The 19,797-nt window shown below is 68.9% G+C and carries 22 protein-coding genes and 2 tRNA genes; 13 read left to right on the forward strand and 11 right to left on the reverse strand.

What is annotated here, in order from left to right; genetic code table 11:
- Window positions 1–364: 364 nt before the first annotated feature.
- The 3 genes from ABN028_RS25565 to ABN028_RS25575 are packed head-to-tail and all read left to right on the forward strand — an operon-like array spanning window position 365 to window position 3,801.
- A complete protein-coding gene (locus ABN028_RS25565; RefSeq protein ID WP_349698384.1) occupies window positions 365–1,693 on the forward strand; it encodes a pyridoxal phosphate-dependent aminotransferase in 1,329 nt (442 codons plus the stop codon).
- A 9-nt stretch (window positions 1,694–1,702) separates the two neighbouring features.
- On the forward strand, window positions 1,703–2,845 hold the full coding sequence (locus ABN028_RS25570; RefSeq protein WP_349698385.1) for an adenosine deaminase: 1,143 nt from the start codon (window positions 1,703–1,705) through the stop codon (window positions 2,843–2,845).
- Window positions 2,846–2,898: 53 nt separating this feature from the next.
- Window positions 2,899–3,801 (forward strand): phosphotransferase family protein, encoded by a 903-nt coding sequence (locus tag ABN028_RS25575; RefSeq protein ID WP_349698386.1) that lies wholly within the window; start codon window positions 2,899–2,901, stop codon window positions 3,799–3,801.
- Between the two features lie 137 nt (window positions 3,802–3,938).
- On the opposite strand, the gene ABN028_RS25580 is transcribed toward ABN028_RS25575, so the two are convergent.
- The 7 genes from ABN028_RS25580 to ABN028_RS25610 form a co-directional block, all read right to left on the reverse strand.
- Complete coding sequence (locus tag ABN028_RS25580; protein WP_349698387.1) at window positions 3,939–4,991, reverse strand: UDP-N-acetylmuramate dehydrogenase; 1,053 nt, start codon at window positions 4,989–4,991, stop codon at window positions 3,939–3,941.
- A 20-nt stretch (window positions 4,992–5,011) separates the two neighbouring features.
- The gene (locus ABN028_RS25585) at window positions 5,012–5,470 is read right to left on the reverse strand and encodes a MaoC/PaaZ C-terminal domain-containing protein (protein WP_349326685.1); all 459 of its coding nucleotides are present in this window, start codon (window positions 5,468–5,470) and stop codon (window positions 5,012–5,014) included.
- Complete coding sequence (locus ABN028_RS25590) at window positions 5,467–5,922, reverse strand: FAS1-like dehydratase domain-containing protein (protein ID WP_349692201.1); 456 nt, start codon at window positions 5,920–5,922, stop codon at window positions 5,467–5,469. Before ABN028_RS25590 ends, ABN028_RS25585 begins: the two co-directional genes overlap by 4 nt.
- Before the next feature lie 25 nt (window positions 5,923–5,947).
- Window positions 5,948–6,118 carry a 50S ribosomal protein L33 gene (gene rpmG / locus ABN028_RS25595; protein WP_349326683.1) on the reverse strand — a complete coding sequence of 57 codons (171 nt, stop codon included), beginning with the start codon at window positions 6,116–6,118 and terminating at the stop codon, window positions 5,948–5,950.
- Between the two features lie 227 nt (window positions 6,119–6,345).
- Window positions 6,346–6,418 (reverse strand) — tRNA-Met (locus tag ABN028_RS25600).
- A 36-nt stretch (window positions 6,419–6,454) separates the two neighbouring features.
- A tRNA-Thr gene (locus ABN028_RS25605) sits at window positions 6,455–6,527 on the reverse strand.
- A gap of 54 nt (window positions 6,528–6,581) precedes the next feature.
- On the reverse strand, window positions 6,582–7,739 hold the full coding sequence (locus tag ABN028_RS25610; protein ID WP_349698388.1) for a glycerophosphodiester phosphodiesterase family protein: 1,158 nt from the start codon (window positions 7,737–7,739) through the stop codon (window positions 6,582–6,584).
- A 243-nt stretch (window positions 7,740–7,982) separates the two neighbouring features.
- Between ABN028_RS25610 and ABN028_RS25615 the strand changes: the two genes are divergently transcribed.
- Window positions 7,983–8,858 carry an LLM class F420-dependent oxidoreductase gene (locus ABN028_RS25615; protein WP_349326681.1) on the forward strand — a complete coding sequence of 292 codons (876 nt, stop codon included), beginning with the start codon at window positions 7,983–7,985 and terminating at the stop codon, window positions 8,856–8,858.
- 60 nt (window positions 8,859–8,918) lie between these two features.
- Here ABN028_RS25615 and ABN028_RS25620 read toward each other — a convergent pair whose 3' ends face one another.
- Window positions 8,919–9,065 (reverse strand): hypothetical protein, encoded by a 147-nt coding sequence (locus ABN028_RS25620; RefSeq protein WP_349326680.1) that lies wholly within the window; start codon window positions 9,063–9,065, stop codon window positions 8,919–8,921.
- A gap of 177 nt (window positions 9,066–9,242) precedes the next feature.
- Window positions 9,243–9,476 carry a DUF397 domain-containing protein gene (locus tag ABN028_RS25625; RefSeq protein WP_349326679.1) on the reverse strand — a complete coding sequence of 78 codons (234 nt, stop codon included), beginning with the start codon at window positions 9,474–9,476 and terminating at the stop codon, window positions 9,243–9,245.
- A gap of 600 nt (window positions 9,477–10,076) precedes the next feature.
- Between ABN028_RS25625 and ABN028_RS25630 the strand changes: the two genes are divergently transcribed.
- The 6 genes from ABN028_RS25630 to ABN028_RS25655 all read left to right on the forward strand — a co-directional run bounded on the left by ABN028_RS25630 (window position 10,077) and on the right by ABN028_RS25655 (window position 14,871).
- Window positions 10,077–10,925: a helix-turn-helix domain-containing protein gene (locus tag ABN028_RS25630; protein ID WP_349326677.1), complete on the forward strand. Its 849-nt coding sequence runs from the start codon at window positions 10,077–10,079 to the stop codon at window positions 10,923–10,925.
- Window positions 10,926–10,927: 2 nt separating this feature from the next.
- Window positions 10,928–11,131, forward strand: a complete 204-nt coding sequence (locus tag ABN028_RS25635; protein WP_349326676.1) for a DUF397 domain-containing protein — start codon at window positions 10,928–10,930, stop codon at window positions 11,129–11,131.
- A gap of 1,210 nt (window positions 11,132–12,341) precedes the next feature.
- A complete protein-coding gene (locus tag ABN028_RS25640) occupies window positions 12,342–12,737 on the forward strand; it encodes a hypothetical protein (RefSeq protein ID WP_349326674.1) in 396 nt (131 codons plus the stop codon).
- Window positions 12,738–12,982: 245 nt separating this feature from the next.
- Window positions 12,983–13,195: a cold-shock protein gene (locus ABN028_RS25645; protein WP_349326673.1), complete on the forward strand. Its 213-nt coding sequence runs from the start codon at window positions 12,983–12,985 to the stop codon at window positions 13,193–13,195.
- Between the two features lie 193 nt (window positions 13,196–13,388).
- Window positions 13,389–13,901 carry a DUF1203 domain-containing protein gene (locus ABN028_RS25650; RefSeq protein ID WP_349698389.1) on the forward strand — a complete coding sequence of 171 codons (513 nt, stop codon included), beginning with the start codon at window positions 13,389–13,391 and terminating at the stop codon, window positions 13,899–13,901.
- 4 nt (window positions 13,902–13,905) lie between these two features.
- Window positions 13,906–14,871 (forward strand): hypothetical protein, encoded by a 966-nt coding sequence (locus ABN028_RS25655; protein ID WP_349698390.1) that lies wholly within the window; start codon window positions 13,906–13,908, stop codon window positions 14,869–14,871.
- Window positions 14,872–14,880: 9 nt separating this feature from the next.
- Here ABN028_RS25655 and ABN028_RS25660 read toward each other — a convergent pair whose 3' ends face one another.
- Window positions 14,881–15,768 carry a UTP--glucose-1-phosphate uridylyltransferase gene (locus tag ABN028_RS25660; protein ID WP_349326670.1) on the reverse strand — a complete coding sequence of 296 codons (888 nt, stop codon included), beginning with the start codon at window positions 15,766–15,768 and terminating at the stop codon, window positions 14,881–14,883.
- A 241-nt stretch (window positions 15,769–16,009) separates the two neighbouring features.
- Between ABN028_RS25660 and ABN028_RS25665 the strand changes: the two genes are divergently transcribed.
- Both ABN028_RS25665 and ABN028_RS25670 read left to right on the forward strand, forming a co-directional pair.
- A complete protein-coding gene (locus tag ABN028_RS25665) occupies window positions 16,010–17,380 on the forward strand; it encodes a hypothetical protein (RefSeq protein WP_349698391.1) in 1,371 nt (456 codons plus the stop codon).
- 44 nt (window positions 17,381–17,424) lie between these two features.
- Window positions 17,425–18,276 (forward strand): alpha/beta fold hydrolase, encoded by an 852-nt coding sequence (locus tag ABN028_RS25670; RefSeq protein ID WP_349698392.1) that lies wholly within the window; start codon window positions 17,425–17,427, stop codon window positions 18,274–18,276.
- Between the two features lie 41 nt (window positions 18,277–18,317).
- On the opposite strand, the gene ABN028_RS25675 is transcribed toward ABN028_RS25670, so the two are convergent.
- Entirely contained in the window at window positions 18,318–19,241 is a 924-nt protein-coding gene (locus ABN028_RS25675; RefSeq protein WP_349698393.1) for a glycosyltransferase family 2 protein, read from the reverse strand.
- 132 nt (window positions 19,242–19,373) lie between these two features.
- Between ABN028_RS25675 and ABN028_RS25680 the strand changes: the two genes are divergently transcribed.
- Entirely contained in the window at window positions 19,374–19,754 is a 381-nt protein-coding gene (locus tag ABN028_RS25680; RefSeq protein ID WP_349326663.1) for a VOC family protein, read from the forward strand.
- The last annotated feature ends 43 nt before the right edge of the window (window positions 19,755–19,797 follow it).

Below are 19,797 nucleotides of genomic sequence, written 5' to 3' on the forward strand. Positions count from 1 at the left end.
CATCTGCTGTGATGCTCGCGTTGGGCACACTTCGGAGAGGTCCTAGGACCACCAGAAGGACGAGTGTACGGGGTCCGCGTCCGCCCGGTCGAGCCGGCCCCGCGCGGCCCAGGCCGCCGCAAACCCGTCATCTCGAGCGAAACACCGTCCACGCGAGTGGAGCGTCCGAACCGCCCGGACCCGGACGTGCCGCCCACCTGCCCACGCCCGCCGGGGCCCGCCTGCCCACGCCGGCTGGCGCCGGCTTGCCGCGCCCGCTGGTGCGGCCACTTGCCCACGCTCGGTGCAGGCGCAGCGCAGGGACCCGCGCGCCGGCCGGGGGTAGACGAGGTCCAGAGTGGACCGAAGTGCCACGATAAGGCTTATGACCAGCCCCGAGCGCGGCACCCACGACGAGGTGGCCGCAGAAGCCTCCCGCGCCGTCCCGACCCCCAGCCCTTCCACCAAGGCCGCGAAGACCTCGCACGACGGCCGTGCCACGAAGGTCGACCAGGGGCGAATCTCCAAGCGCGTCGCCGCGATCGCGGAGTCGGCGACGCTGGTGGTCGACGGTAAGTCGAAGGCGCTCAAGGCGGCGGGGCGGCCGGTCATCGGCTTCGGTGCTGGGGAACCCGACTTCCCGACGCCCGACTACATCGTCGAGGCCGCCGTCGAGGCCTGCCGGGACCCGCGCAACCACCGCTACACCCCTGCCGGCGGCCTGCCCGAGTTCCGCGAGGCAGTCGCGGCCAAGACCCTGCGCGACTCGGCGTACGACGTGAAACCCAACCAGGTCCTCATCACCAACGGCGGCAAGCACGCGGTGTTCGCGGCGGTCACGGTCCTGCTCGACCCGGGTGACGAGGTGCTGCTCCCCGCGCCGTACTGGACGACCTATCCCGAGCCGATCGCTCTCGCCGGCGCGCGGGCCGTCCCGGTGCTGACCGACGAGTCGCAGGGCTATCTGGTGAGCGTCGAGCAGCTCGAGGCCGCGCGCACACCGCGGACGAAGGTCCTGCTGATCTGCTCGCCGTCCAACCCCACCGGTGCGGTCTACCCGGCCGAACTGCTCCGCGAGATCGGCCGCTGGGCGCTCGACCACGGCATCTGGGTGATCACCGACGAGATCTACGAACATCTGACGTACGACGGCGTGAAGGCCACCTCGCTCCCGGTCGAGGTGCCCGAGATCGCCGACCAGTGCCTGGTACTCAACGGCGTCGCGAAGACGTACGCCATGACCGGGTGGCGGGTCGGCTGGCTGGTCGGCCCGGCGGACGTCGTGAAGGCCGCGGTCAACCTGCAGTCCCACACGACCGGCAACGTCAGCAACGTCGCCCAGCGGGCCGCGCTCGCGGCGGTGTCGGGTGACCTGTCGGCGGCGGCCGTGATGCGGGAGGCGTTCGACCGGCGACGGAAGGCGATCGTCCGGCTGCTGTCGGAGGTGCCGGGGTTCAGCTGCCCCACGCCCCTCGGCGCGTTCTACGCCTATCCGTCCGTGAAGGGCGCGCTCGGGAAACTCATCCGCGGCAAGCGACCCACGACGTCGGCGGAGCTCGCCGAGCTGATCCTCGACGAGGTGGAGGTCGCGGCCGTGCCAGGTGAGGCGTTCGGTACGCCGGGCTATCTGCGGTTCTCCTACGCCCTCGGCGACGACGACCTGCACGAGGGCGTCACGCGGATCCAGAAGCTGCTCGCCGAAGCACAGAACTGAGCGCGCGAGGTGCCGGCGCACGCGGACCGGGCCAGCCATGTGGGTGCGGCACGTCCGCTCGACACGCTGCCGAAGGCGCACCTGCACCTCCACTTCACCGGCTCGATGCGACACGAGACGCTGGTCGAGCTGGCCGACCAGCACGGCGTACGCCTGCCTGACGCACTGCGCAAGGACTGGCCGCCGAAACTGCTCGCGACCGACGAGAAGGGCTGGTTCCGGTTCCAGCGGCTCTACGACGTGGCGCGGTCGGTGCTGCGCGGCGAGGCGGACGTACGCCGGCTGGTCCGCGAGACCGTCGAGGACGAGGCGGCCGAGGGCTCGGGCTGGCTGGAGATCCAGGTCGACCCGTCCGGTTATGGTGCGCGGTTCGGCGGGATCACGGCGTTCACGGAACTCGTGCTCGACGCGGCGCAGGACGCGTCCGCGCGCACGGGCGTCGGTGTGGCGGTCGTGATCGCCGCCAACCGGACCCGGCACCCGCTCGACGCCCGGACGCTCGCCCGGTTGGCCGTCCAGTACGCCGGGCGGGGCGTCGTCGGCTTCGGCCTGTCGAACGACGAACGCCGAGGACGACCGGAGGAGTTCGCCCGGGCGTTCGCGATCGCGGCCCGGGCAGGCCTCGGCAGCATGCCGCACGGCGGCGAGCTGTGCGGGCCCGACAGCGTGCTGGGCTGCCTCGACGCGCTCGGCGCCACGCGGGTGGGGCACGGTGTGCGGTCGGCGGAGGATCCGCGCCTCGTGGAGCGGCTGGCGGGAGCCGGGTTGCCGCTCGAGGTCTGCCCGGCGTCCAACGTCGCCTTGGGCGTCTATCCCGATCCGGCGGCGATCCCCCTGCGGAAGCTGTACGAGTCGGGTGTCCAGATCGCGCTGGGGGCCGACGATCCGTTGTTGTTCGGCGTACGCCTGACCGGGCAGTACCGGCTCGCCCGGGAGCTGGGATTTGCCGACGCGGAACTCGCCGAGCTGGCCCGGATGTCGGTGCTCTCGTCGTACGCGCCCTCCGAGGTGCGGGCCCGCCTGCTCGCCGGTGTCGACACATGGCTCACCGACGAGTCGGACACCCACCGCTCAGGCCCGGCGCCGCATGCCCCATCCGGTGATCGTGATCATGAAACGTTCCGGGACGTAGGACACCGTTCCTCTTCATGATCACGGAGGCGGGGTGAGGGTTGGACTGGGCTGCTGAGCTAGGCAAGGTCGGCTTGACAGTAACCGGCCAGCTGGGCGCGGGCATGGACGGTGCGGTCTTCGCGCTCGCCGACGGGTCCGTCGCGAAGGTCTGGAGCCGGCAGGACGCCGCGACGCTGGCCCGGTTGCGGGACTTCTACGCACAGCTGGACGGCAACGGCCTCCCCTTCGCCACGCCGATGATCCACGAGATCCGATCGGTCGCGGGTACACCGGTCACGGTCGAACGCCGCCTCGAGGGCCGCCCGCTGAGCGAACGCATCGCTGGACGGGCGGACGGCGGGCATTCGGAGCGGGCGATGCGGACGTTCGTCGAGGTCCTCGCGGCTCTCCGAGAGGTCCCGGTGCCGTCGGCGGCGCGAGCCCTGGCCGTCATGGACGAGCCCGAGCCGTTCTACGCCAGTCCCGACGACACGTGGCCGGCCGCCCTCGAACGCCTCGTGTGTCGACGCGTCGATGCGTTCGGGCCACCACTGCGCCGGGCGGTCACCGACCTCGACACGCTTCTCGACCAGGTGGTCGGCGCCCTTCGCGCGCTCCCGGATGGGGACCGCTCCGTCATCCACGGCGATCTGTGTACGCCGAATCTCCTGGTGGGCGAAGAACCAGGCGACAACCTCGACGTGGTGAGTGTCCTCGACTGGGGCTACCTCAGCATGGAGGGCGATCCGGCGTTCGACGCGAGCCTCGCCGCCGGGTTCTTCGACATGTACGGCGACGACGCGCGCGCGATCGACCAGACCCTCACCCGTTGGATCGCGGTCGAGTTCGGCTATCCGGTCGAGCTGCTGGCGTTGTACCGGGCGGTCTACGCGATCGCCGGCGCCTGTGCGTACGACCCGGACGGTCGCGACGGGCATTTCGCGTGGTGCGTGGACCAGCTCCGCCGCCCCGACCTCCGCACGCTTTTGCGCTGACCCGTCCTGCCTTCCCGTGATCATGATCGTGATCATGAAAGCTTTGCGGCCCCTACGTCGACAGAACATTCATGATCACAATCATGATCACGGGGTGGCGCTTCGGGCTCTGCAGAGCCGGAGGAGGGCACGCTCGGCTAGATGGCGCAGCCGACCAGGACAGGTTCGTTGACGAGCTCGATGCCGTATTTCGTGCGGACGCCCTCACGCACCTCACGCGCCAACCGAAGCAGGTCCGTGGTCGCCGCCCCGCCACGGTTGGTCAGGGCGAGCGTGTGCTTGGTCGACAGGCGTACGACACCATCGCCGTGCCCCTTGCCGAACCCCGCCCGCTCGATCAGCCACGCGGCGCTCGTCTTGACCTGCCCGTCGCCCGACGGCCACCGCGGCGCGTCGACGGGCAGTGATGCCGCGATCTCGGCCGCCACGATCGGATTGGTGAAGAACGACCCGACGCTCCACGTGTCATGGTCGTCCGCGTCGAGCACCATGCCCTTGCCCCGCCGCAAGCCCAACACCGCGGTACGCACGTCGGCGAGCGGTGCGCGCTGGCCGATCTCGACGCCGAGCGTGCGGGCCAGTTCGGCGTACCGGACCGGCGCGCCCAGGTCACCCTTCTCGAGCTGGAACACCACCTCGAGTACGACATAGCGTTCCGGCGTCCGCTTGAACCGGCTCGTGCGGTAGCCGAAGCCGCACTCGGCCACCGGGATCGTGCGTACGACCGAATCGACGCGGTCCCATGCCCGCACCTGCGCCAGCGTCTGCGCGACCTCCTGACCGTAGGCACCGACGTTCTGGATCGGAGCCGCTCCGGCCAGGCCGGGGATGCCGGACAGCGCCTCGACACCCACCCAGCCCTGTCCGATCGCGTGGACGACGAACCTGTCCCAGTTCTCGCCGGCGCTGACGCGAACGGCGGCCCCGCCGCAGGCGCTGTCGGACTCGACCTGGATCCCTCGCGTCCGCACCTGGACGACCGTGCCGGGAAAGCCTTCGTCGGCCACCACGACGTTGCTGCCGCCGCCGAGGACGAGGACCGGTTCCCGTTCGGCGTCGCAGGCGCGGAGCACCTCGACCAGGTCAGCGGTGTCGTCGACCTCGACCAACCGCTTGGCGGGGCCACCGAGCCGGAGCGTGGTCAGCTCCGCGAGCGGGACGTCGAAGCGTTCGTACACAGGCCAGCCCATGGTTGTCGAGTCGCGGATGATCAGGTGAGCCGGACGGTCGCCCGTGCGGCTCCGAGCACCTTCACCCCGTCGCCGGCCGGCTTGTCGCCGACCGGTTCCTCGGCGGCGAACGCGGTCAGGTCGACACGGACGAGACCGTCGTCACCCCTGCTCACCACCTTCCCCCCGAAGCGAACCTCGACTCCCTCGTCGGTGTCCGGAACGACGACCGGGCGGGTGAAGCGGACCGAGTAGTCCACGATCCGAGCGGGGTCCCCCACCCAGTCGGTGAGCACTCGTGCCGCCGCCGCCATCGTGAACATTCCGTGGGCGATGACGTCCGGGAGGCCGACCTCGTGAGCGACCCGGGCGTTCCAGTGGATCGGATTGAAGTCGCCCGAAGCGCCCGCGTACCGCACCAGGTCGGAGCGCCGCACGGCGATCGTGACCGTGGGGAGTTCCGTGCCCGCCTCGACCGCGTCGTAGGTCAGCGCGCTCATGATGCGGCTCCGTCGGGCCGGTGGACGACGGTCGCCTGGGCCGTGCAGACCGGCGCGCCCTCCGCGGTGGTGATCTCGGTACGCGTGGAGATCAGGTCGGTGCCGGCGGCCTGGCGTACGCCGGCGATCGTGAGCGTGCCGACCAGCCGGTCGCCTGGGTGGATCGGCCGGGCGTAGCTGAACTTCTGGTCCGAATGCACGATCCGGTGCAGCGCCAGACCCGCCTCGGGGTCGGCGAAGAGGGCCTCCAGCAGGCCGAACGCCACGACGATCGGAAAGGTCGGTGGCGCGATCACATCCGGGTGACCCAGCGCCTTCGCGGCACCGGCGTCACGATAAGCGAGATTTCCGTCACCGATCGCGTCGGCGAACTCGCGAATCTTCTCGCGGCCGACTTCGTACGGTGCTTCGGTGGTGTAGGTCCGCCCCACGAGGGCAGCATCGACGGGCATGACCGCGACCGTAGCGCGGAACGCCTCAGCGCGTCTCGCGGTGGGCCCGGTGGGCGCGGCAGCGCGGGCAGAACTTCTTCAGCTCGAGCCGGTCCGGGTCATTGCGGCGGTTTTTGCGCGTCAGGTAGTTGCGCTCCCGGCACTCGGTGCATGCCAGCGTGATCTTCGGGCGTACGTCGGAGCTTTTGCTAGCCACGGGATGCCTCTTGTGCTCGGTGGGACCAGGTTCCAGGGTTGGCCCCTGGACTTCACGTGCCCCAGGGGGTTGCCCCCCTGGGCTAACACAGCGAGCACGGCGCAGCTGATCGAAGATCAGCAAGCAGCCCCACCCGCCACGGGGGTTCCAGGGGGTTGCCCCCCTGGGCTAACACAGCGAGCACGGCGCAGCTGATCGAAGATCAGCAAGCAGCCTCACCCACCGCGTAGCGGTGGCCGGACTTGAACCGGCGACACAGCGATTATGAGCCGCTTGCTCTACCGTCTGAGCTACACCGCCGCCGGACCGGGTGACCGCGTGAGCGGATCCGGCCAGAGCCCCAATACGGAATCGAACCGTAGACCTTCTCCTTACCATGGAGACGCTCTACCGACTGAGCTATTGGGGCGAGCGACAACCGAGGATACAAGAGCGTCGATCGCGACCGTTAATCGGATGGACCTCACGCGCCCAGGTTGTTTCCGGCAAGGTCGACGAGCTCGCCGTCGGGACGGTGCAACGCCACGCTGTCGCCGCCCTTGCTGAAGACCGTGGAGGTCAGCCCGCTGTAGTAACGGCCGTCGGTGTGGTGGCCATGCCCGACATAAACGGCGAGGGTGCCACCGGCGGCGATCACGCGGTCCGGCCCGATCGGCAACCGATAGCCCGGATCGTCCCGGAGGTACCAATCGCCGACGTCGACCGGCTCGGCGGTCAGGTTGCGCAGGACAACGTGTTCGCCTCCGTCGGGCACGTCTCCGACCACGCGTTCGATGACGACCGGGGCCGGGCCCGGCACCGGGTCGCGGTTCTCCACCATCGCCCGTGCGACGGCTGGATAGTTCTGGATCAGCGCGTCGGCCCCCCGGGCAAGCAGCGAGGCAACGGCTACGGGGTCGTTCGGTGTCCAGAACCCGGTCTTCAGGCCCGCCGAGCGGATCCGCACGACGTCGCCGGGCCGCAGCCTGCGGTAGTTGGGGATGAAGTACTGCATCCAGGCGGCGAGCTCCCGCAGCGTCGCGTCGTCGGGGACGCGCTCGGTGATCCCACCGACCGGCACGGCGTGGTCGACCTCCCGTACGAAATCGGCGAGTACGTCGAAGTTGAACGACGTCACCTTCAGCCACCGGGCACGGTCGGGTGCGGTCAACCAGCCGCCAGGTGCGGTGCGCAGGACATCCGCGACCGCCTGCACCAGCCGCGGATGCCGGTCTGGGCTCTTCAGCTCCATCCAGAGGCCGAGGCCGTGGCCGCGGAAGACCCGGAGCGCCTCCCGCAGAGTCGGGATGTGCTCTCCCGCGAAGCGCTGATCGAACCACCCGCCCGCGTCGAGCATCCGCAGCTCGGCGAGGGTGAACTCGGCGACGTTCCACGTGGTCCGCTCGGGGAAGATCTCCGCGACGTTGGTCGTACGTTCCAGCGTCAGGTCATGGGCCAGCACCGGCACGCCGTCCTTGCTGAGCACCACGTCGACCTCGGCGAAGGTCGCACCCTGGGCGGCGGCCTCCCGCAGAGCCGTGAGCGTGTTTTCCGGTGCGGTGCCGGAAGCGCCGCGATGGGCGACGACCTCCACCTCACGTCTTGCCCGCACGGTGGTTCGGACGTCCGGATCTTCCCGCATTGACTGCATTCCTCCTGCCCCGGCCACGAAGGTCACAGCGTGACCGAGCCGGCGTACCGCCGTCCAGACCTGGCTCACGTGCTGGCCACGACTTTCCTCCGTACAAGGCGTGGCCGCCGTGCCGGTGCGGGAACCTGGAGCACACCCGGAATCTCGGCGTTCGAGAGTGGCAGCGGGAACCGCGCGGCCTGGAGACCGTGGCGGCCGCGATGGCACGACCGAGTTCTGGTAAACCTCGATGGCATGCGCATCGGAGTGGTGTTTCCACAGACCGCGATCGGGGCTGACCGGGGTGCGATCCGCGCGTACGCACAAGGCGTGGGCGAGCTCGGCTACAGCCACCTTCTTGCCTTCGACCACGTGCTGGGCGCCGACCCTTCCCAGCATCCCGGCTGGTCAGGTCCTTATACGCACGTGAGCACGTTCCACGAACCGTTCGTGTTGTTCGGCTACCTCGCCGGGATCACGTCACTCGAACTGGTCACCGGCGTCATCGTCCTGCCCCAACGCCAGACCGCTCTGGTCGCCAAGCAGGCCGCAGAGGTCGACATCCTCACCGACGGCCGGTTCCGCCTGGGCGTGGGAATCGGATGGAACGCCGTGGAGTACGAAGCTCTCGGGGAGGACTTCCGCACCCGTGGACGCCGGATGGACGAGCAGATCGACGTGCTCCGGCGACTCTGGACGGAGCCGGTCCACACCGTCGAGGGCCGGTACCACCGGATCACCGCGGCCGGGATCGCGCCACTCCCTGTGCAACGGCCGATCCCGATCTGGCTTGGCGCTCAGAGCGCTCCTCGGTCACTTCGACGGGCGGGGCGGCTCGGTGACGGCTGGATGCCGCAGTTCCAGCCTGGTACGCGCGAGCTCGAGGACGCGATCGCCCACGTCCACGAGGGGGCCCGGGAGGCAGGCCGCGATCCGGCCTCCCTCGGCATGGAGGGCCGGCTCTCGGTCGACCGTACGACCGTGGACGACGTCGCCGAGAACGCCCGCCGATGGCGGGACGTGGGCGCGACCCACCTCTCGATCAACACGATGGGCGCCGGGCTCAGCAGCGTCGACGAGCACGTCGACCTGCTCGGACAGGTCGCCTCAGCCGTCACGCTGAGCCGCTGAGCCGGCGGACTCACGAAACCTCCGCCAACCGAAGCGCTGGCCTCTTCCGAGCAGGAGGGCTCAGCGGCGGCCTCGGCGTACGACGGCGGCGATGGCGGCCGACCCGCCGAGCAGCAGCATCAACATGCCGGTGATCTTGAGCCCTCGACGGGAGGACCCGCGCGACGACAGCGGCCTGCGTGCCGAACGCCTGTTGAGAACGGGCATCGTCCACCTCTTTCGGGTCGCAGCGATTGCTGGATCTTCGAGGTATGCCCGCGGTAATGGTCGCCGCCGTCGCCCAGTGAGGGTGAAACACGAGCAGCCGCAGGCAGGGGCGGCGTGTCGTGGCGGCCACCACGCCCGTCAGTGCCGGCCTGTAGCCGTCCGGCAGCCCAGCCTTGCTCAGCTCCCCGCGTCGTCGAACTCACCCTTCTTGGCTCCGTCGAGGAAGCACTCCCACTCGTGGTGGTCATAGACGAGGACCCGGTTGCTCGCTTCGCCACCCACGCGCATCAGGACCCACGAGCCGACGAACCCCACTTCGATGCTTCCGGCGGAGTTGCCGGAACGATGCCAGTCCACGGTGTCGAGGTCGATGCCGAGTTCGTCGACCGTCGGCTTCCGCCGTGCGTTCACGTTGTGCCCCTTCATTCGCCCGGTCTTCGTGGCCCCGCGTTGCGTTCGGGCGCTTGCCACCAGCGCCGCGTCGGCGCCAGCCCACTATTAGACCCTCGCAACACGTCGTAACCACGTGCCAGGGTGGTACGACAACGGCCGACTCGCCATGGCGTGCGCCACGTGACGCCGCCAACCGCCCCACCGCGCGGCGACCTGGCCGATCCGGCGCCCGCGTCGTAGGGTCATCCCGTTCTGGTCACGCGCCGTCACCACGCAACGTGCTCGCGTGCGAGCCGAAGGTCGTCGACTGGGCACGTCGGGGCCCGCCACCGGAGCCACCGGGCCACCCCCTGGTGCCGATGTCGGCAGGCAGCTGTCGGCGACAACGTCCGACACGGGGAACGGAAGGCACGGTGCAGCACCGACTGGTGGCCAGAATTGCCGGAGTTCACCTCCGGCGAGATCAACTTTGAGGCACGCTAGCACAAGACAATCCGCGCACTCCGCGAGTCGGGATCTTGGACAGACGCACTTGTGATTCACAAGTTAAGGGAGCAGTATGATGCGTGCGACGTCCTGTCAAGAGGTAGAAGCCGGCGCGAACGAAGGAGGGCCTAGGTGAGCGACGCCTACGGCGCCACCATCGCGAAGCGCCGGCTCTCACGCAGGCTCACCGAGCTGAGAATCGCCAGTGGCTACACCGCCAACCAGGTCTGTGACCGGCTGAACTGGGGACGCGGCAAGGTTGGGCGCTTCGAATCCAACCAGTGGGTCCGGCCGGAGATGAGCGACATCCGCGACCTGCTCCGGATCTACGGCGTCGACGAGGACGAGGCGAAGGAACTCGAGGACCTCGCCTCTCTGGCCCGCAAGCGTGCGTGGTGGCGCGACTACAACGACGTCTGGGCCAACGAGTTCCCCGGCTACGAAGACGACGCCGCACGCATCTGCACCTACACCCCACTGATCCTGCCGGCCTATCTGCAGACGCCTGCGTACATGGAGGCGCAGATGCGGCTGACCACACAACCGTCCGCGTGGCGCAACCGCGCCGTGGGCGCGCGGTTGCGGCGCCAGGAAATCTTCGACCGGACGGACGGCACCGCGCCCGAGTTGGTGGCGGCCATCACCGAGGCATCCCTGATGTACCGCTGGGGCTCATCTGCCGAGCGACGTTCCCAGGTCAATCACCTGGTGGAGATGAGTCGCCGCGAAGGGATAGAGATTCGCCTGCTCCGGTTCGCCGACGGCCCGCATCCCGGGATGGGTGGACCCATCAACATCTTCGAGTTCCCCGGCGGTGAGCCCAGCGTGGCTTACGTCGAGACCGACTTCGCCCTCCAGGAGGTGAGCAAGCCCAAAGAGATCGACGCGTACGTACGGGTTTTCAACCAGGCCCGCGCCGCGGCGTTGGAACCAACGGCGACCACGGCGCATCTAAAACAACTCGCGGAAACGCTGGAGTGAGCATGATCGACCTGTCTCAGGCTCAGTGGCGGAAGGCCAAGCGCAGTGGTGCGAACAACGGAGGCTGTGTGGAGATCGCAGCCAACCTGCCCGGTGTCGCGGCAGTACGCGACAGTGTGCATCCCGACCGAGGCGCACACGTCGTGGACCGAGGTACGTTCGCGGCCTTCCTAGAAGACGTGAAGGCTGGTCGCTACGACCTCTAGGTCGAGCAGATCCGCCCTCGCACAAAGCAGATCCCCCCGGAGCGCAGATCCGGGGGGATCGCTGTTTCTACGCCCTGTCTCAGCGGGCAGATGATCACCATACAACGACCGGCAACGGACAATGAAGTGGTGAGGACACAGCGCATCTGAGACGGGGCCGGCCACTACCCCTCGCCATGGGGGTGCGCTCCCGGCGTTTCAGTGCCGTGACCTCGGCGTATGCCGCCATCCGCCCTCGCGAGACGACGACATCACCGGGGCGTCGACCAACCTGCTCAACGCAACCCGCCGCTCCATGGCCTTCGCTGTCAGCACTTCAGGTCGACTACGCAACGCAGCCGTACGACTCCACTACTAATTAGTCACATTCCTTCTCAGCTTGTGATTGTCAAGGACACGATTCGTGCCATACGCTTCGGTATGTGTGATTCACAGATTCCAAGACAGGAAGTTCCAAGACGTGAACTTCCGAGACGGGAAAGGCGGAGGCGCATGTTGCAACGACGACACGGCCGTGACCAGGCCTTGACCCGCTCACCCGTCGCGGAGTCGCACCACAACACCTGGGGACCACTCTCGTTCGTAGCCAGGAAACCGCTTTCTACGGCCAGAAATCGGAGTCTCACTCCAGGCCGATCAGAGCGGCGCTCCGCCCACACCGCGGCCGGAGCGGGCCATGAGCCAACCGGTCGCCCCCGCACGCAACGGCCGACGGCAGCCGGCTGTTCGCTCGACCCCTGACACGCGCATGTGCGATCCGGATCCTCAGACCTCGGAAACGGAGCATCAGATGAGCAGCTCGGTTGATCTCGGCGCCACCCAGTCGGGATCCCTCCGACCCCTGATCGTGACGCATGTGCCTGGTATCGGGCGGGTCGAGTGGTCCCAGACAGAACTCTCCGCGCATGCCGGCCTCCTGAACCGTACGCATGTGCCGGACCACGCGCCCACGGGTTTCGGTGGCCGCTGGTTCCGCCTGCCGGTGTCGCGATCCCACCGCCAGCCCGCCTGCTGCGTGTCATGCGCGCTCGACTGGCCGTGCCCTGAAACCCGCTGGGCGTCCTCCTGGCTCTCGGCGAAGCAGCGCCTCCTACGAGCTCTCACCCATCAGCCCCGCAGGTAACGCCAGTCAACCCAACCCGCGGCGTAGGGGGACAGCTCCCAAAGCCGCATCGACCGCACCGCAGCGACGGAGGGAGACCGGTCGACAATGGCCGCCATTCACGAGCTCTCACGGGACAACGTGAGTGTGCAACGTGCCGTGGATTTTGAGGATCTGGTAGCCGCGGCGCGGATCCTGGTCCGCGTCCACGAAGCAGACAGCCTCGGCGTCGGTGTGCGCTGGCAGTGGGGCGTCATCCCGGTCCTCTACAGCAAGAAGCGCACCTGCATCGTGTGCCATGGCGTGTGGCCCTGCTGGCGCGCACGCTGGGCAGCATCGACGCTCTCGACGCTTGACGGCGTGTGGCGCGAGATCACCGGTGAGGACCTGGCCTCGGAGTACGGCTACACGGCACCTCCCGAGCAGCTCGCGACGCTGTACGAAGCGCAGCCGTGGCCAGCCGAGGAAGCCTCCGGTCCCGGCCTGGACCGCCGGGCAGGGTAGCGCGTCGCCGCATTCGCAACGCCGCGTTTCCTGGTGTCGTCGCCACTTCCGCCGCAAGGCGGCTACCATGGGTAGTGGTTGCAAGTTTCTGTGTACGTGTTGGCCCTGTTCTTTCACGCCCGCGGAAAGTCGATGCGGGCCTTTGCCTTGCCAGGAATGGTGGGCGCTCCGCCGCTCGAGAGTGACCAGCAGGTCCGTAAGACCACGGACCCGCTTCCACCACACCTGTTCAGGAGAAGTACGAAATGACGCAGGGCACCGTGAAGTGGTTCAACCCAGACAAGGGTTACGGCTTCATCACCCCGGACGACGGCGCGAAGGATGTCTTCGTCCACTTTTCAGAGATCGTCGGCGGCGAGACCTCAGGATTCCGCACCCTGGAGGAAAACCAGCGGGTGGAGTTCGAGGTGACGCAGGGGACCAAGGGACCTCAGGCGAGCCAGGTTCGCCCACTCTGATCCACTCGGACCCGCCATCGGGCCGCCCTTCTGCGGCGGCCCGGTGGCGGGTTTCGTCTTTTCGGCCCGTACGCTCGGGCTCCGGTGGCAGGTTCCGCGTCATCGTGCGCGTCCGGTGAGGGCTCGGAGCCGCGGCGGACGCCAGGTCTGATTCCCGCCGGCTGTGGCGCCACCAGCCCGGCACGCTGGTGACATGCAACCAACCTCCCGTTATGACTACCGCGCCATCGATCCGGACGTCCTCGGCCAGATCCGGGTGAGTGACGACGCCAGTCGGCCGCCGAGGCTGCTGGTGGACGAGAGCGGCAACAATCCGTTGCGGTGTTGCCTGGGCCGCAGCCGACCCGGCGAGGAGATCGCGCTCGTGTCGTACGCCCCTCTCCGCCGGTGGGCGGCCGAGGCCGGAGCCGAACCAGGGCCGTACGACGAGACCGGCCCCGTCTTCATCCATCCCGTGCCGTGCGCAGGACCGAGCCAGTCGGGTTACCCGGTGGCGATGGGCGGCGAACGCCGGGTCTTCCGGGCGTACTCCCCCGACGGTCGGATCCTCGGCGGTCAGATCCTGGACGACCACACCTCCGAGCAGGTCGAGCGTGCCGAGGAAGCCCTCGACAAGCTCTTCGCCGACCCGGACGTCGCGGTCGTGCATGTCCGGGCGGTGGAGTTCGGCTGCTTCGCCTTCGAGGTACGCCGTCCGCCAGGATGAGGGAATGGCCACCAAACTGATCGAGCGGATCGAACGTGCGGCGGGGATCCCGGGTCTGGTCGAGGTCCTCGCCGACCGGCTCAGCCCGACAGACCTCTCGTCGCTGCTCCTGGAGGTCCACCGCCGCCGGGTCGAGCGGATCGCCCCGGCGAAGGTCCTGGGGCAGTACGAAACCAACCGGTTCGTCCGCCCTACCGGCATCGATCCCGCGGCCCTGGCGGACTTCGACCGGCTGGCGTTCGAGTCGCTGCGTTCGGCGGGCTACGAGGCCATCGAGCTGTCGCCGGTGAGTCCGCTGGGCACGGTGGCCGCGCTCGCGACGGTGGACCAGAACAACGTGCTCACCACCAGTCGTACGACCGAGGTCGTCGCCGACGCCACGAACTCCCTCGCGCTCGAATGCGCCCTGCGCAGGCGTGCCCTGCTCCGCTCCAGTCCTCGGGACATCTCACGGGTACGCCTGTGCGCGTCGCACCGACTCGTGCGGGGCCAGCTGTTCGACGGGCCCGCAATGTGGCCGCACTTCCGGCTGCTGGCGCTGACGACGGCCGGACGGGACGAAGGGTCGTTCCGGTTCGAGACGACGAGCCTGCGCGACGAGCTGGGTGCACTGTTGTGTCTGCTGGCCCGGGCGCAGGACGCCGGCCCCGCATTGTCGGACGTACGTCTGACGATCACCGAGTTGGCGGACGGTCTGCGTAAGCCGGTGCTGCAGGAGCAGGTCCTGACACCGCTGGCCGAGCGGTTTCCGGACGTAGCGGTGGCCTTCGACGACGAGCGTGAAGGCGGTCGGGGCTACTACACCGGCGCCTGCTTCCACCTCCACGGCACCCTTCCGGACGGGCAGCGGCTGCAGCTCGGTGACGGCGGCTTCACGTCCTGGACCGCACAACTGCTCGGCAACGCGAAGGAACGGCTGCTCATCGCGAGCCTCGGGATCGAACGCCTGTGCGCCCAGCCGGGTACGTGAACCCGCCGGTCACCGTGGGCCTGGTGCTCCTCCACCGTTGGCGAGCTTGCGAAGCTCGGGACCGTATTCGGGGTGGTCGAGCGCGGCCGCGAACTGCGCCCGCAGGTAGCCCAGCGGGTTACCGGTGTCCCACCAGGTGCCCTCGATGACCTGTCCGAAGACGGGACTCTCCGACGCGTGGGCGTGGATGGCGCCCGACAGATAGATCTCGCCGTCGGGATTGTCGCGGTGCCGCTCGACCTGGCTTTCGAGCTCGGCAACGATGCCGGGCGTGACGACGTATCCGCCGATGGCGGCGTAGTTCGACGGCGCTTCCTCGGGCGCTGGCTTCTCGATGATGCCGGAGATCCGCAGCAGACCCGCGCCGAGCTCGTCGTCGACGATGGGTACGCCGTAGCGGCGGGACTCGTGCGGCTCCATCGGCATCAGGCCCAGGACCGGTGCGCGGGTCCGTTCGTACGCCGCGATCAGTTGCTGGGCACGCGGGACGGCCGCGGTGAACACGTCGTCGGCCCACAACACCATGAAGGGTTCGTCGCCGACGATGCGGGCGGCGTTGAGCACCGGCGTGCCGTTGCCGTAGGGGCCGTGCTGGTAGAGGTAGGTGATGCGGGCCATCGAGGTCACGGCGTGCAGCGTGTCGGCGATGTCGGACTTGCCGTCGGAACGCAGGCGTACGTCGAGGTCCTCGTCGGGCGCGAAATGTTGGTGGATCAGTGCCTTGCGGCTCGACGTGACGATGATGATGTCGTCGATGCCGGAAGCGACGAGTTCCTCGATGGTGTGTTGCAGAACTGGCTTGTCGAGGATGGGCAGCATCTCCTTGGGCAGCGCCTTGGTCAGGGGAAGCAGCCGGGTGCCCAACCCGGCAACGGGGATGACTGCCTTGCGAACCATCTGTGGCGTCCTTCTCCTCTGGCGATGGCGATCGTTTCGCCGTTTCGAGCCGACTCGACGACGCTACCGTCTCGGGATGAGGGGAGCCGGCAAAGTGACCGAATGCCCGTGTCCGTTGGGGTTCCGGCATCCTCGCGGGATGGCTTCGATCACGATCATGTAACAGCGGCGAGGTCGTGCAACCTCGCCGCTCTTCTTGATCGTCTTCCGTGGACAACTCTTCGACGACCAGGGGTCGCGTGTGCGCGCTGAACGGCAGGTAACTCGGCTGGCTGTCATCGGTGCCGTCACACTGGCAGCCGCGTACGGTTTCCCCGGCGCCGCCGACGCCATGCATGCCGAGGACGAGTCTGCTCCGATCCGTCCGGGCGAGCGCCGCGTCACCCAGGACCAGCCACCCGCGCCCCCGGCGGACCTACCGGGATGGCGGGTACACGAGGCCGAGGTGGGCTCGAGCACCTGGGTGGACATCTCGGCGCCCACGCTCGACAACGTCTGGGTGATAAGCGAAGGGGATGTCGATAACGGACTCGGCTCGCGGGTCGCGCGGTGGGACGGCGAGCGGTGGACGGAGGACACGTCAGCGCAGTTCTGGGCGCACACCATCTCGGCTGCCGGCGAGGACAGTGTGTGGGTCATGGGCATGGACACCTGGGAAGCCGAGTCCGACCGGGACAGCCTGGCGTACCACTGGGACGGTGGGTCCTGGACCGAAGTGGAGCTTCCTGCAGAGCCGCCGCAGTCAGGGCCGCCCGAGCAGTCAGGGCCACCCGAGCAGTCAGGGCCGCCAGGGCAGGGACCGACGGAGAGGCAAGGCCAGGCGCAGCAGACGGTTCACGACGCGACGTTCCATGACGTGGCATCGATCGCACCAGACGACGTCTGGGCCGTCGGTGAGTACGGCACCGAACTCCTCGAGGACGGCGTCCCGATCAGCCAGACCTACCGGCCGTACATCGTCCACTGGGACGGCGAGGCATGGAATACGGTGCCCACACCCACGTTCGGCAAGCACAGCCGGCTCACCGCACTGGCACCGGTATCGGCTGACGACATCTGGGCCGTGGGCCACGACGCCCCGGACGCATGGGTCTCCGGAACGCCGATCGCGGCGCACTGGAACGGGCGATCCTGGCAGCAGGTGACGCTGCCAGACCTGCCCGGCAAGGCAAGGTTGACAGCCGCCACCGCGGCCTCGACGACGAGCATCTGGGCAGTGGGCACTCTCAACGGGAGCCCACTGGCCCTGCACTACGACGGTGGGACCTGGCATGTCGTCCCGACACCGGGCCGACGGGGCGAGCTCACCGGTATCGCCACCGACGGCCGCGGCGGCCTCTGGGCGACCGGCGGAGACGAGGACGTCGAGGAGGAGTACGGCACCACGACGTATTTCCTGCACTGGGACGGCACCGAGTGGACCCGGATCGAGGACCCTGCTGGCGGGCAAGGCAACCTCGACTCGATCGCGCGCGTACCCGGCACCACGACGATCGTCGCCGGTGGGGACAGGTCGGGAGGCGGCGTCGACTACCCTGACCACGCCATGATCGAGGTCAATGGACGACTTGCGCGGGGATGCTCCTGCGAGTGCGTGGAACCGGCGAAGTGACCGAAAGCCTTGTGTCCGTTGACGATGGGGCGCGACTCTGGACCATGACGACCGGCCCGGCGGGCGGTGCGGCAGACGCTGGGGCAGGCGGTCCGGCGGGCGGTACGACAGGCGCGACGACAGATCCTTCGGCCGGGACCGCGGTGGTTCTGTGTCATGGGGGACCTGGACTGTGGGACAACCTTGCCCCGGTCGCGGACCTGATCGACCCGACTCAGGTCGTCCACCGCTACGACCAACGCGGCTGCGGACGGTCGACCGGGCCGGACGACTACCGCCTTGCCCGGGCGGTCGCCGACCTCGATGCGTTGCGGGCGTACTGGGGACACGAGCAGTGGATCGTCTTCGGTCATTCATGGGGTGCCACGCTGGCGCTCGCCTACGCCTGGACCCATCCGGAGCGGACCCGTGCGGTCATCTACTGCGGCGGCGTCGGGCCGGGCTCGGCATGGCGCGAGCCCTGTCGCGCCGAGTCCGCCCGGCGGCTCACCCCGGAGCAGCGCACCCGGCTGGCCGAGCTCGAAGACGGGGAGCGTACGTGGGAGGAGGAGGTGGACTACCGCACGCTGTGCTGGTTGCCCGACTACGCCGATCCGGCCACGGCGGAAGCCGCCGCGCGCGCCGAGGCAGTCACGCCGTACGACATCAACTGGCGGGCCAACCGCGGGCTCGCCACCGACCTGCCGGACGTCGAGGCACTCGCGCCGACGGTCCGCGCACCCACGCTGATCCTCCACGGCGAAGCCGATCCGCGACCGCTCGCCAACACCAGGCTGCTGCTCGACCTGATCCCCCGCGTCCGACTCGCGGTGGTGCCCGACGCGGGCCACAGTCCGTGGGTCGAGGCACGGGGCGCCGTCGCCGCCGAGCTGCGTGCCTTCCTCACGACCATCTGACCCGTTCCGTCAGCAGACCTGGAATGGCAGGACCCTGACTGTCAGACAACCGGTGGGCGGCCGAGCCGGGTCATGCGCCAGACGGTCCGCCACCTCATCGGCCGCCGGACGCCGGAGAAGCTCCGCCAACCGTCGACGAAGCCGGCGCACCACTGCCGAAGCCCCGCCCACGGCGGCCGTCGGAGCAGCGTCACCACGATCCAGGTGCCGAGGTAGATAGGGACGAGGACGGCCGGCAGATGGCGCCGGGCAAGCCAGACCCGGTTGCGCGCGGTCAGCCGGTAGTAGGTCGATCCGTGCCGGGCCGGCGAGGTCTTCGGGTGCTGGAGCACGATGTCGGGCCGGTAGTCGATCCGCCAGCCGGCGTCGAGGGCGCGCCACGCGACGTCGGTCTCCTCGTGCGCCCAGTAGAACTCCTCCGGCCAGGTGCCGGTCTGGTCGACGACGGCCATCCGGATCGCGTTGCCGCCGCCGAGGAACGTGGTCACCTCCGATGCCCGCTGCGGATCTCGCGCCCGCAACCGTGGCACGTGGCGGCGCTGTGTCGTGCCCTGCTCGTCGGCGATCCGGAACCCCACGATCCCCAGCACAGGATCGCGGGCGAACGCCTCGCGCAGCTTCTCGGCCGTGCGGGCATCGAGCAGAAGGCCGTCGTCGTCGAGGTACATCACGACATCGACGTTCCCGTGCGTCCGCAGTGCGGCGAGTCCGATGTTGCGTCCCGCGAGCAGGCCGAGGTTCTCCGGTAGCTCGATCGCCTCGACGCCTGGGGGCATGCCGGGCAGTGGCGTGCCGTTTCCGACGACGACGATCCGCACCGGCGGACCTTCCTGCGTACGTACGGACTCCAACAGGGCTGTGAGTTCGGCGGGCCGCGTACCCATGGTCACGATGACCGCGGCGATCCTCGGCGCGGCAGCATCGACCGGGCGGGCCGAGTCCTGCAGCTGGCCGTAGACCACCACTGGGCCTCCTCGCGCGGCACGACAGCACCGTGACCGGGACATGAAGGGGACGGAACTGGATCGTAACCGACCGGGGTGGGAACTCCCCGCACCCCGGAGCGCGCCCGACGCCGTCGTTACAGAATGGCGAGCATGCTGAGGAAGATCGACTGCGTCATGGTCCGCGTCGAGGACGTGAGCGCCGCGGCGGACTACTACGTCGGGGTCATGGGGCTGCGGCGGCTCTGGTCCGACGCCGACGGTGGGCACCAGACCGTCGGCCTCGGCTTTCCCGAGACCGATGCCGAACTCGTCCTGCACGACGACCCAGGCGTGCCGGGGCCGCTGAACGTCCATTACCTCGTCGAGGACGTACGCCTCGCCTGCGACGCGCTCGTCGGGCAGGGGTGTGCACTGCGCGTCGCGCCGTTCGAGATCAGGATCGGCTGGTGCGCGCTGCTCGACGATCCGTTCGGGACGCAGCTCTGCATCCTCGACATGTCCAAAGGGCCCCGGCCTGTGGCGGCCGGGTAGGCACGCCCGCAGAACGGCGTTCCTGCCGTACGTACCCGTCTAG

Source organism: Actinopolymorpha sp. B17G11, assembly GCF_040196095.1.
GTDB lineage: Bacteria > Actinomycetota > Actinomycetes > Propionibacteriales > Actinopolymorphaceae > Thermasporomyces.